This is a genomic window from Sphingomonas sp. OV641, from assembly GCF_900109205.1.
In the GTDB taxonomy this organism is placed as follows: Bacteria; Pseudomonadota; Alphaproteobacteria; order Sphingomonadales; family Sphingomonadaceae; genus Sphingomonas.
Map to the genome: position 1 here is coordinate 451,109 of NZ_FNZB01000002.1, position 11,450 is coordinate 462,558.

10 protein-coding genes and 1 tRNA gene are annotated in these 11,450 nt (G+C 65.6%); 4 read left to right on the forward strand and 7 right to left on the reverse strand.

What is annotated here, in order from left to right; translation table 11 throughout:
• Positions 1-77: 77 nt before the first annotated feature.
• The gene (locus BMX36_RS13060) at positions 78-764 is read right to left on the reverse strand and encodes a YiaD family glycine zipper/OmpA-like lipoprotein (RefSeq protein WP_066779261.1); all 687 of its coding nucleotides are present in this window, start codon (positions 762-764) and stop codon (positions 78-80) included.
• Between the two features lie 131 nt (positions 765-895).
• On the opposite strand from BMX36_RS13060, the gene BMX36_RS13065 reads away from it, so the two are divergent.
• On the forward strand, positions 896-2,191 hold the full coding sequence (locus tag BMX36_RS13065) for a hemolysin family protein (protein ID WP_093066052.1): 1,296 nt from the start codon (positions 896-898) through the stop codon (positions 2,189-2,191).
• A gap of 175 nt (positions 2,192-2,366) precedes the next feature.
• Here BMX36_RS13065 and lgt read toward each other — a convergent pair whose 3' ends face one another.
• Entirely contained in the window at positions 2,367-3,248 is an 882-nt protein-coding gene (gene lgt / locus BMX36_RS13070) for a prolipoprotein diacylglyceryl transferase (RefSeq protein ID WP_371262891.1), read from the reverse strand.
• Positions 3,249-3,313: 65 nt separating this feature from the next.
• Here lgt and BMX36_RS13075 point away from each other — a divergent pair, with 65 nt between their 5' ends.
• Positions 3,314-5,026 (forward strand): class I adenylate-forming enzyme family protein, encoded by a 1,713-nt coding sequence (locus tag BMX36_RS13075; RefSeq protein ID WP_093066054.1) that lies wholly within the window; start codon positions 3,314-3,316, stop codon positions 5,024-5,026.
• A gap of 105 nt (positions 5,027-5,131) precedes the next feature.
• Here the strand turns inward: BMX36_RS13075 and BMX36_RS13080 are convergent, their stop codons facing one another.
• Together BMX36_RS13080 and BMX36_RS13085 are read right to left on the reverse strand one after the other, a co-directional pair.
• Positions 5,132-6,148 (reverse strand): LLM class flavin-dependent oxidoreductase, encoded by a 1,017-nt coding sequence (locus BMX36_RS13080; RefSeq protein ID WP_093066056.1) that lies wholly within the window; start codon positions 6,146-6,148, stop codon positions 5,132-5,134.
• A gap of 143 nt (positions 6,149-6,291) precedes the next feature.
• Positions 6,292-7,086 (reverse strand): DUF1134 domain-containing protein, encoded by a 795-nt coding sequence (locus BMX36_RS13085; protein ID WP_093066057.1) that lies wholly within the window; start codon positions 7,084-7,086, stop codon positions 6,292-6,294.
• Positions 7,087-7,262: 176 nt separating this feature from the next.
• On the opposite strand from BMX36_RS13085, the gene BMX36_RS13090 reads away from it, so the two are divergent.
• Positions 7,263-7,352: transfer RNA gene (locus BMX36_RS13090), tRNA-Ser, on the forward strand.
• Between the two features lie 370 nt (positions 7,353-7,722).
• The gene (locus tag BMX36_RS13095) at positions 7,723-8,415 is read left to right on the forward strand and encodes a TetR-type transcription factor C-terminal domain-containing protein (protein WP_177179133.1); all 693 of its coding nucleotides are present in this window, start codon (positions 7,723-7,725) and stop codon (positions 8,413-8,415) included.
• Positions 8,416-8,431: 16 nt separating this feature from the next.
• Here the strand turns inward: BMX36_RS13095 and BMX36_RS13100 are convergent, their stop codons facing one another.
• From BMX36_RS13100 to BMX36_RS13110, 3 genes are all read right to left on the reverse strand, one after another.
• Positions 8,432-8,815: a DUF6285 domain-containing protein gene (locus BMX36_RS13100; RefSeq protein ID WP_093066059.1), complete on the reverse strand. Its 384-nt coding sequence runs from the start codon at positions 8,813-8,815 to the stop codon at positions 8,432-8,434.
• Positions 8,816-8,819: 4 nt separating this feature from the next.
• Positions 8,820-9,860: a phosphotransferase family protein gene (locus BMX36_RS13105; protein WP_218142167.1), complete on the reverse strand. Its 1,041-nt coding sequence runs from the start codon at positions 9,858-9,860 to the stop codon at positions 8,820-8,822.
• 159 nt (positions 9,861-10,019) lie between these two features.
• Positions 10,020-11,408: an acyl-CoA dehydrogenase family protein gene (locus BMX36_RS13110; RefSeq protein ID WP_093066061.1), complete on the reverse strand. Its 1,389-nt coding sequence runs from the start codon at positions 11,406-11,408 to the stop codon at positions 10,020-10,022.
• Positions 11,409-11,450 lie beyond the last annotated feature (42 nt).

Consider the following 11,450-nt stretch of genomic DNA (forward strand, 5'->3'; position numbering starts at 1 on the left):
GTCGCGGAGAGGACCCGGGCGGCGCGGCGTGACAGGCGGCTGGTCGCCGCTTGTTCTCCCCGCGTCGCCCGCCACGATCAATTGCGGTAGCCGACTTCGCTTTCGAGGATCGGGACGATCTTGATCTCCACCCGGCGGTTCGCCGCCCGGCCGTCCTCGGTCTCGTTGGTTGCGATCGGCTGGGTCTCGCCAAAACCGCGCGTGCCAATGCGGGCGCGGGTCACGCCGCGCGACGACAGGTAATCGGCGACGGACGCCGCCCGGCGCTCCGAAAGACCCTGGTTATAGGCGTCGCTGCCGTTCGAATCAGTGTGGCCGTACACGTCCACATAGGTGCGGTTGTAATCGCTCAGCACCTTGGCCACCTCGTCCAGCGTGCGCTGGAACTGCGGCTGCACCGTCGCCGAATCATAGGCGAAGTTGATCCCGCTCGGAATGTTGAGCAGCAGATCGTCACCCTGGCGGATCACCTCAACGTCCGTGCCCGCGGTCCGCGCGCGCATCTCGCGCTCCTGCTGGTCCATATAGGCGCCGATCCCGGCGCCCGCGATGCCGCCGATGCCCGCCCCGACGATCTTCTCCGTGCGATCGCGCCGTCCGCCGACCAGATCACCCAGCAGATATCCGCCAAGCGCGCCGCCGATGCCGCCGATCGCAGCCTTGGAGATCCGCCGCTCGCCCGTCTCCGGATCGGTCGTGCAGGCCCCGGTCGCCAGAAGCGCGCAGCCGGCAAGTGCGGCGGTGAACGCTGATCTCCGCTTCATTGTATCTCTTTCCTCCGTGAACTGGCGTGTAAAACCCGCGCATTTGGCGGGTTGTTCCGCTTCCGTGCTGAACCAGTGCTGACGCAGGTGGTTGTCGGGGGCGAGAAATCCCGCCAAGAAGGCCGTCCACCATGCCACCGCCGTTCCCCTGGATCGACGTCCTGATCATCCTCACGCTGGTCGCCCTCAACGGCGTCTTTGCGATGAGCGAGCTTGCTATCGTTTCCGCCCGCAAGGCGCGGCTGGACGCCATGGTGCGCGCCGGCCATCGCGGCGCGCGTGCGGCCATCGATCTTGCGGCTGATCCGGGCAAATTCCTCTCCACCGTCCAGATCGGGATCACCCTGATCGGCATCATCAACGGCGCTTATTCGGGCGCAAGCCTCGGCGCGCCGATGGCCGCGCGGCTGGCGGCGCTCGGCGTGCCGGAGCGGATCGCGGACAATCTGGGCGTCGCGATCGTCATCGGCCTGACGACCTATGCCTCGCTGATCATTGGCGAACTGGTTCCCAAGCAGATTGCGTTGCGCAATCCGGAGCCGGTCGCGGCCTGGGTGGCGCTGCCCATGACCTGGCTGGCGAGCATCACCAAGCCGCTGGTCTGGCTGCTCGATGCCTCCAGCGCGCTGATCTTCCGGCTGCTGCGCCTCAACCGCGAATCGGAAGAACATGTCACCGCGGAGGAACTGCACCTGATCGTCGCCGAGGCGTCGAAGTCGGGCGTGATCGAGGAGCATGAGCGCTCGATCATTTCCGGCGTGGTGCGGCTGGCGGACCGGCCGGTGCGTGAGGTCATGACCCCTCGCACGGAAGTCGACTGGCTGGACGCCGGCCTCAGCGACACGGCCATCCGTGCCAAGCTGCTCGCCACGCCGCACAGCCGGCTGCCCGTGGCGGACGGGTCGATCGATGCCGTGATCGGCGTCGTACAGGCGCGCGACGTCGCGGCGGCGCTGGCTCGCGGCGAGACGCTGGACCTGCGCCAGCTGGTCCGCAAGGCGCCCTTCGTGGTCGACCAGATCGATGCGATGGACGCGCTGGACGCGCTGCGCCGCGCCGAAGTGCCGATGGCGCTGATCCACGACGAATACGGGCATTTCGAAGGCATCGTCACCCCCGCCAACCTGTTGGCGGCGATCGCGGGTGAGTTTGCGTCGGATGCGGACCCCGGCGACGCGCCGAACATCGTGGAGCGCGATGACGGGAGTTTGCTGGTGTCCGGCACCATGGCCGCCGATTCCCTCGCCGAGCGGCTGGGCATCGACCTTCCCGAGGATCGGGATTACGCGACCGTGGCTGGTCTGGCACTCGCGGTGTTCCGTCACCTGCCGGCAGAGGGCGAAAGCTTCGTCGAGCAGGGCTGGCGGTTCGAGGTGGTCGATCTGGACGGCCGTCGCATCGACAAGCTGCTGGTGAGTGAGGCCTGAGGCAACGGGTTTGCCGAGGTCGGAATTCTGATCAGGCCGGAATGACGCCGAGCGCGGCTGATTTGCTCCAACTCACGCCCGCGCAAGTACGGGATGCGGCCATGGCGCGCCGGAGTGTATCCGGCGTTCCGGCAAGCAGTCGGTCGCCACGCTGAAGCGCAGCGACCGTGAAGGATCAGGCGACGCTGTTCCCGCCGGCGATCGGCTCCACCCGCTGCCGGCGCCCCTGCGCGGTGGCGATCAGGTACAATCCGCCGGCGATCATCGGCAGGCACAGCAGCTGACCCATGTGAATCGTCGTGGCGAAGAACGTGCCGGCGAATTGCGAATCCGGCTCGCGGAAGAACTCCACGAAAAACCGCGCGAGGCCATAACCGGTTAGGAAGACGCCAACGAGCTTGCCCGGTTGGTAACGGGCATTGGTGCGCCAGAAGAAGAACCACAGCACCGCGAACAGCACCAGGCCCTCAAGCCCCGCCTCATAGAGCTGGCTCGGATGGCGGGCGGGTTCCGGAAAACCGGCTGGCACGGTGCGCGAGAAGACGATCGCCCAGGGCACGTCGGTCGGCTTGCCCCAGAGCTCGCCGTTCACGAAGTTTGCCAACCGGCCGAAAAAGAGGCCGAACGGCACGACGCAGGCGACATAATCGTGGATTCGCAGCCAGTTCAGGCCGTTCTTGCGCGCGAAAATGATGATCGCCAGGCTGGTGCCGATCACACCGCCGTGGAAGCTCATGCCGCCATCCCACAGGCGCAGGATGCGCAGCGGGTGAAGGATCATGTCGGGCGCGTAGAACAGCACATAGCCGATCCGTCCGCCCAGGATGATGCCCAGCGTGGCGTAGAAGACGAGATCGTCGGCATGCCGGCGCGCCATCGGTGCCCCGGGCTGGGCCAGCAGCCGTAGCAGGTACCACCAGCCAATGACGATGCCAGCGATATAGGCCAGGCTGTACCAGCGCAGCGTGAAGAAGCCGATGGAAAAGACGTCCGGGTGCAACCCCAGATCGTCGAAACGAAGGTGGCCGGCGGTGGCCGCGAACATGGGCAGGATCAAGGCTTTTCCCTCAAACGTCGCGCCTGCATAAGGGCCCCAGACACAAGGACCAAGCGGAGAGACGCATGAAGACCGAACTAGATCTCAAGATGGACGCGACCATGGCCGCGTTGACGGGAGAGGGCGGTCCGCTTGCGCTCGGGTCGATTGAGCGCTTTGGTCAGACCTTGCCCGTGATCGCTGGCGCGCCGCCATCCTTGCCGGCCTATTTCGCGCATTACAGCCAGCAGCACGCCGCCACGGAGTTCCTCGTCGCGGGCGCAGAGCGGCTGACCTATGCCGACGTCTATGCGAAGGCGCAGGAAGTCGCATCGGCGCTGATCAGCGGATTTGGCGTGAAAAAGGGCGACCGGGTGGGAATCGCCGCGCGCAATTCCCCGTCGTGGATCGTCATCTACATGGGCATCCTCATGGCCGGCGGCGTTGCCACCTTGCTCAACGGCTGGTGGCAGTCCGAGGAGCTTCAGGCCGGCGTCGAGGACGTTGGCTGCGCGCTGGTCTTCGCCGATCCGCCACGCTGCAAGCGGCTCGCCGCGCTGCCGCAGCTGACCGCCAAGGTGGTCGAGTTCGACGATCTGAAGCCGCTCGGCTCCGCGCTGGGCCCGATCGTCGCCAAGGCGACTGGCGAGGCGACATTGCCGCAGGTCGGCCCGGATGATCATGCGACCATCCTGTTCACCTCCGGTTCGACCGGCCAGTCCAAGGGGGCCCTGTCCACCCACCGGCAGGTGACGCAGGGCGTGTTCAACTACCTCGGCTCTGCCCTCATGATGCTCGCCCTGGCAGCGCAGGAGGGGCAGGCGGCGAGCGGCCTGCAGCCGTCCACGCTGCTCAATGTGCCGCTGTTCCACGTCACGGCGGAAGTGCCGGTCTTTCTTCAATCCTTCGCGATCGGCCGCAAGCTGGTGCTGATGCCCAAGTGGGACGCCGAAGAAGCGATGCGCCTGATCGAACAGGAAAAGATCACCTATTTCGTCGGCGTTCCGCTGATGAGCTTCGAATTGCTCAACCACCCCAACCGGCACAAATACGATCTGTCGAGCGTCGCTGACATCGCGGCGGGCGGCGCGCCGCGCCCGGTCGAGCATGTGAAGCGGATCAATGAGGAGATGGAGGGCGCGCCGCTGATCGGCTACGGCCTCACCGAGACGAACGGCGTTGGCACGGGTAATTGGCGCACCAATTATCTGGCCAAGCCGAACTCGGCCGGCCGCCCCTCCATGCCGCTGGTGGATCTTGCCATCCTCGACGATGCCGGAGCGCCGGTGCCACAGGGTGAACGGGGCGAAATCTCGATCCGCTCGGCCGCCTGCTTCCAGGAATATTGGGGCAACGCCGAGGCGACCAAGGCCTGCTACACCGCCGACGGATATTTTCGCACCGGCGACATCGGCTACCTCGACGAGGACGGCTACCTCTTCATCGTGGATCGCAAAAAGGACATCATCATTCGTGGCGGTGAGAACATCAGCTGCCAGGAAGTCGAGGATGCGCTTTACCAGCATCCCGAGGTTGCCGAAGCGGCGGTGTTCGGTCTGGCGGATGAGAAATATGGCGAGGTGCCGGGCGCCGTCGTGCATTTGGCGCAGCCAGGGGCTGTCACGGTGGACGATCTCTGCGCCTTCCTCACGCAGCATATCGCCGCCTTCAAGGTGCCGCAGCGCATCTGGCTGTCCACCGACCCGCTGCCGCGCCTTGGCACCGAGAAGATCGACAAGGTCAGCCTGCGCAACAAATATCGCGCGCTTGCCGCCGCGCAGACCCAGACCTCAGAATAAGAAGCGCTGTTAGCGTCTACGCCATGTCGCTCCGTTCCACGGGGCGGCATGGCGAAGCCGTGCGGTGAGGGGCCTGCCCCCGGGACACGTCCGAGGCGCCGTTCGTCAGCGCCAGCCGAGGGCCGGTGCGACATGGGTCAGGATGCTCTCGAGCACATGCGCGTTATAGTCCACGCCCAGCTGGTTCGGCACCGTTAACAGCAGCGTATCCGCTTCCGCGATCGCTTCATCCGCGCGCAGCTGCTCCACCAGCCGATCGGGCTCCGCCGCGTAGGAACGGCCGAACACCGCGCGCATATTGTCGATCACGCCGACCTGATCGCTGTCTGACCCCGCGCCGAAATAGCGTCGGTCCTGATCGTTCACCAACGCGAAGATCGACCGCGACACCGACACGCGTGGCTCGCGTGCATGGCCCGCCTCCTTCCACGCTGCGCGATAGGCGTGGATCTGCCGCGCCTGCTGCACATGGAATGGCTCGCCGGTCTCGTCCGCCTTCAAGGTCGAGCTCTGCAGGTTCATGCCCTGCTGCGCCGCCCAGATCGCGGTCGCGTTGGAGGCGGAGCCCCACCAGATGCGCTCGCGCAGCCCGGCCGAGAATGGCTCCAGCCGCAACAGGCCGGGTGGGTTGGGGAACATCGGCCGCGGATTGGGGCGGGCGAAGCCTTCGCCCTTCAGCAATTCGAAGAACACCTCACCATGGCGCCGCCCCATATCGGCATCGCTGGTGCCCTCGGCCGGCGTATAGCCGAAGTGGCGCCAGCCCTCGATCACCTGTTCCGGCGAGCCCCGGCTGATACCAAGCTGCAGGCGGCCGCCGCTGATCAGATCGGCGGCGCCGGCATCCTCGGCCATGTAGAACGGGTTTTCGTATCGCATGTCGATGACGCCCGTGCCGATCTCGATCCGGCGCGTCCGCGCGCCCACCGCCGCCAGCAGGGGGAAGGGCGAGGCGAGCTGCCGCGCGAAATGGTGAACCCGGAAATAGGCGCCGTCGACGCCCAGCTCCTCGGCCGCCACTGCAAGGTCGATGGATTGCAGCAGCACATCGCTGGCAGAGCGCGTGGCCGAGTGAGGAGCGTCCGACCAATGGCCGAACGAGAGGAAACCGATCTTCTTCATGCTGGATGATCCTGGCGCCGCGTCGTCACCATGCGACGCGGCAGGTTGGACCAGGATATGGGGCGACCGCCACAGCCGCCAAGCCACGGATCGGAGACGATCCGTTTCGCAGCCGGCGCTTCAGACCGGCCGGCTGCCGGCGATCAGAACGGCAGCCAGTTCGATTTCTGCGTGAATTTCATATAGCCGATGTTCACGCCTGCGCGGTATCCGACGCCCAGCCGCACCGGGATCAGCACGATATTGCCGCGACGAAGATACGTGGCTGCGAAACCGCCGACAAAGTAAAGTCGCCCTTCGGCCGCTGGAAAACGGCGGTACAGTTCGGCCGTGTCGTAAAGGTTGTAGACCAGCACGAACACCTTGTTGGCATCGCCGCCCACGTCAAAGCCGACCGACGGCCCGGTCCAATAGACCGGCATCTGGCCTTCCACCTTGTGGGTCATGATGCCCGATCCGTAGCGCAGCCCGACAACGAATGCGCCAGCCGCCTCGCGACCGGCGATATAGGCGTTGGGCTCGCCCTGCTCCGACAGGATCTTCTCGATAATGGACGCGAAGCCCTCCGCGCCCTTGCCGAACACGCCTTCGCCAGCCCCGATCAGGTCATCGCGCTTGAAGGTCGTCGCGGCCTGCGTCGTCGCGTCCGCCCGCACCTCGGCGCCGGTGGATGGCGCTGGTGGGGCGGATGGAGCCGGGGCGGGGGATTGCTGCGGCAGTGGTGCCTCGAGCGGCGCATCCTGGTCCGCCGGCGTATCGGTGTTCGACGTCGGTTCGCGATAGGTCTGCGCGGAGGAGCGGGCCGGTGGCGGCGGCACGCGCGGCCCCGACAGATCGCCGTCGATCGACTGATTGGGATCGATCGTCCGGACCTGTGCCGGCGCACTGCCGGCAAGTGAGGTGGCGACCATCGCCACGGCGATCATGAACATGCGCATTGGTACAATTCCCCCGGGCAGACCCCGTTGGACCACCATAAACAAACCCGCGCTTTCAAGACAATGAACAGTGCGGCGGGTAGCGCGAGGCGCGCGCCGGGGTGAATCGATCGACCATGCCGGCAACGGTTGATCAGCCCCGCACACCCCGCTATAGCCGCGCTTCCGCCAGGCCCGGAGACGTGGGTGAGTGGCTGAAACCAACGCTTTGCTAAAGCGTCGTACGGGAAACCGTACCGAGGGTTCGAATCCCTCCGTCTCCGCCACCCAGTTCGCTTCCGAAGAAAATGTGCAGTTCCCCCGATCGTGGGACTGGCAGCATCTTCGTGTTGGTAAACGGGCAACTCGACCGATCGACCGCGCGCGTTCGGCGGCGGTCGAACGGATTTAGCGTAACGGATTGCATTTCGCGGTGTCTGCATCTCACCCGTGACACGCTGTGGCGTTCCGGAGATGTCGATAGCCAAGGCAGCGCCGAGAACGCTCGATCTCACCAGGCCACGCTTCAAACCTGAAGAGGGGGTGCGAGCGGCTCTTGAAGATCTCACTCACCGCAGCGTCTACGAAGTCCGTGAACGACGTATATGGCGCTTCGAGATCTGAACGGATACGCTTCACTCTATGAGGCCGGCCAAGATGCACGGTGAACCTTCCTTGTCCGCGCCGTCGACCGCGCTCGTGCGCCGCGATGTACGCGAGGAGCTGCTCGAGGCTGCCAGCGCGCTGATGACGGAGCGCGACACGCTTGATCTGTCGCTGATCGACATCGGGGAACGGGCGGGTGCCAATACGGCGATGGTGAAATATTATTTCGGCAACAAGGAAGGCCTTTTCGTCGCCCTTCTCGAGCGAGACGCGCAGCACACGCTCGAGCAGCTCCTCCGCCTATTGTCGATGACCATCGATCCGGCCGAGAAGATGCGGCGCCACCTGAATGGCATGCTGCGCACCTACTTCCACCGGCCCTACATCAACCGGCTCCTGCTCCAGGTCCTTCATCATCAAAGTCAGGAGCGCCGCCAGGAGATCGTCGATCGCTTCACCCGGCCCCTTACCGAGGCTTATCGCCAGCTGATCGACGAGGGCGTCGCCGCAGGGCTGTTCCGCCCGCTCGACCCCATGTTTCTCTACTTTCAAGCGGTCGGGATCTGCGAACAGCTCTTTTCCGCGCGAATCCTTCTGCCCACCGTCTTCAAGGTGGAACAGTTCGATCGATCCCAGCAGGAGCGCTTCATCGCGCAGACGATCGACATCTTCATGGCCGGTATCGCGCGCACTCCCCCGTCGGCGGCGGAGGCTCGCTCAAAGGCTCTAGCGGCGGATAGGTGAGCATGAGCCGCAGCCACTAGGCTGCGCCCGATCCCTTCAGCGCGTCCTGGTAAGATGCATAGGCGGGCTGGTCGATCGCCAGCTTGTCCATGGTTGTTTGCCAAAGATGTTCGAGCAGCGCGGTGCTGTGGATGTCGATCCGTCCGTCCCGGATCTGCGACGCCAATTCTCCGTTCAGCGCCTCAAGCGAGCCGTCCTGGCCGAGCAACGCGGCAAGGCGGGCCAATTCGCGATGATCGGCTGCGGGCCTCAGCTCGATCTCCCGCCGGACAAGCTCAACAGCGTTCATCGCCACCCGGGCCGTGAAGCTTGCGTGCCCCTGAAGCTGCGGCATCGCAACGTCGCGCAGAAAGGCGGCGACCGTCGCCAGGATTTCTGAAGGCGTCGGTTGTTCCTGCATGGCGTCAATCCCGTCCCATGATCGCGCGGAGGAGGTCGAGTTCGTTCTCCGAGGCGCGGCGGGCGATCATCGCCCGTTCCACCGTCGTGTCGCCGCCGCGAAGCCAGTTCACCATGCCCGCGGTGGATACGCCCCAGCGCAAGCTGCCGAGCACCTGCCAGAAGCGGACCCGTTCGACATCGACCGGCCGTCCGGTTTCCGCAGCATAAGCGGCGTACATGTCTTCCGCGCGGCCCACCCCGCCAACCGGCCGGCCGAGCACGCCGAAGCGCCAGGGCGGGATCTGGAGCCACGCCAGGTCTTCGGCGGGGTCGCCGAGGTGCGCGACTTCCCAGTCCAGTACGGCGCGCAGGCCGTTTTCGCCGACGATCAGGTTGCCCAGTCGAAAGTCGCCATGCACCAGCCGTGGGTCGACCGGCTCGGGCAACTTCGCCTCCAGCCACTTGATCGCCAGTTCGAACACCGGACGCGGCTGCACGCCGGGTTTGGCCAGCTCGGCCGTCATCCGCGCCAGCTGCGTGCGCGCATCGGAATAGGGCAGCGTCGGCAGCCTGTCCGCTGCCAGGTCGTGCAGCTTGCCGAGCGTGGTCCCGATCTGCGCGGCAAACACCTGACGCGCGCCGGCATAGGCCGCGTCGCGAATGATGCGCCGTGCCAGTGTTTCGCCGGGGATGCGGTTCATCAGGAAACCATCGCCGAGTTCGTCCTCGGGCCGGAGCACATGCCACACCGCAGGAACGGCAAGCTCCTGGCGCCCAGCCGCCCGCAGCACCTCCGCCTCGGTGGAGAGTGGCAGCGACGTCCCCGCGCGGGTGCCGGGCGAGCGGCGCAGGATCAGCGGCAATCCTCCGCCGGGCCGCTCGGCATCAAGCGCCCAAGTCTCCAGCGTTGCGCCGGCCGAAACGCGCGCCAGCCCGGTGATCGCCGTTACCGAAGGGTCGACGCGCTGCGCCATCGCCAGCAAGGACGCCAGGAACTGCTCCCTGCCACTCCCGGCCGATGCCGAAGCGTTCGGCGGCACCGCTGCCTGCATCGCAATGGTCACGCCGCGTTCTCCACCAAACCGGCTGCGTCACGGCCGGGCGCCGAGCGCGGGCGCTTTATCCCGCGCGCCACCGGCCACGCTCGGATGCTCTGGTCCCTCATCGATCCTTCTCCATCACGCCCGGGCGTCGGCCGGAAACATGCCTCACCGGTCCCGCCCTCAGCTCCCGGCAGAAGGAGCCCGAACGGTCTCGATCGCTTGCCGGCCGCTGCGCGGGCGGATCTGGCTCTGCTTGCGATAGTCGACATCATCATACGTGAGGTTGGCGAACTCCGCCCGGCGCGGACCAAGATAGCCGAACAGGAAGGCGGCCACCTTGCGCATCTGGATCTCCTCGGTTCCTTCGGTGATGCGATAGCGGCGGTGATGGCGGTAGATGTGCTCGAACGCCTTGTGCCGCGAATAGCCGATGCCGCCATGCACCTGCATCGCGCGATCAGCCGCCTCACAGCAAAGGCGGTTCGCCCAATAGTTGCACATCGATACCTTGTCGGAGATGCGCTTCTCCACCTCAGGATGCGGCATCTGGTCCATCTCCCAGGCCGTCTTGCGGATCAGCAGGCGCAGCATCTCACATTGCGTGGCGAGTTCCACCAGCGGGAACTGAATTGCCTGGTTGCGCGCGAGATCTTCGCCGAACGGCTTGCGTTGCCGCGCGTAGCGGATGGCTTCCTCGATGCAGTAAACTGCCGAGCCGAGTGAGCCGGCGGCCTGCCTGATCCGGTTCTCGTGCACGAATGATTGCGCGAGCGCGAGCCCACCCTCGGGTGGCCCGAAGATCGCGGCATCCGGCACCCAGACGTTGGTGAAGCTCACGCGCGGGTGGTCGGTCGGCATGTTGAAGGTCCAGAGATATTCCTCCGCCTTCACGCCCGGATCGTCGGCCGGCACCAGGAAGCAGGTGATCCCGCGCGCCGCGCCGTCCTCACCGCTCGTACGCGCGAACAGGGCGCAATGCGTTGCCGAGTTCATGCCGCTCGTCCACATCTTCTCGCCGTTGATGAGCCAGCCATCCACGCCGTCCCGCGTTTCGCGCACCGCTCGCGTCGCCATATGGGTCGCGTCTGACCCGTGATACGGCTCGGTCAGGCCGAAGGTCACCCGCCGGTTGAACTGCAGCATGCCTTCGATGAATTCGGCCTTCTGCTCGGGCGTGCCGAAGTCGCGAAACATGACGATGAACGGGTTGTTCGCGACGACCGAATGCTCGTTCTGCTGGTCATAGTGCAGGCCCAGCCCCTTCGACGCGAGATATTCGCGGATCACCGTCATCCAGAGGTTGTTGCCGTCCTTTCCGCCGAATTCGGCTGGCAGCGCGAACCGCAGATAGCCGGCCTTGTCGGCGCGACGCTTGGCCTCGCGCAGCAATTCCTCCCATTCGTGGCGCGGCAGCCCGCCGCGCTCGAAATCGGTGCGCGCATATTCGCGGCGATGATCGAAGAAGCGAACATTATCGTCCTGCTCCTCCAGCGGCCGGATCTCCGCTTCGATGAACGTGTCGAGCTCCTTCAAGAAGGCCAGGAGTTCATCGGGAATGCTAAAGTCCATGTTCCAGTCTCCGTGCGATGGGAGTGCCGCAAGGGTGGCAGG

Excerpts from the sequence above, each read along its gene's own strand:
- BMX36_RS13060 (WP_066779261.1), bottom strand. The coding sequence starts at position 764 with ATGAAGCGGAGATCAGCGTTCACCGCCGCACTTGCCGGCTGCGCGCTT.
- BMX36_RS13065 (WP_093066052.1), top strand. The coding sequence starts at position 896 with ATGCCACCGCCGTTCCCCTGGATCGACGTCCTGATCATCCTCACGCTG.
- BMX36_RS13075 (WP_093066054.1), top strand. The coding sequence starts at position 3,314 with ATGAAGACCGAACTAGATCTCAAGATGGACGCGACCATGGCCGCGTTG.
- BMX36_RS13080 (WP_093066056.1), bottom strand. The coding sequence starts at position 6,148 with ATGAAGAAGATCGGTTTCCTCTCGTTCGGCCATTGGTCGGACGCTCCT.
- BMX36_RS13085 (WP_093066057.1), bottom strand. The coding sequence starts at position 7,086 with ATGCGCATGTTCATGATCGCCGTGGCGATGGTCGCCACCTCACTTGCC.
- BMX36_RS13095 (WP_177179133.1), top strand. The coding sequence starts at position 7,723 with ATGCACGGTGAACCTTCCTTGTCCGCGCCGTCGACCGCGCTCGTGCGC.
- BMX36_RS13100 (WP_093066059.1), bottom strand. The coding sequence starts at position 8,815 with ATGCAGGAACAACCGACGCCTTCAGAAATCCTGGCGACGGTCGCCGCC.
- BMX36_RS13110 (WP_093066061.1), bottom strand. The coding sequence starts at position 11,408 with ATGGACTTTAGCATTCCCGATGAACTCCTGGCCTTCTTGAAGGAGCTC.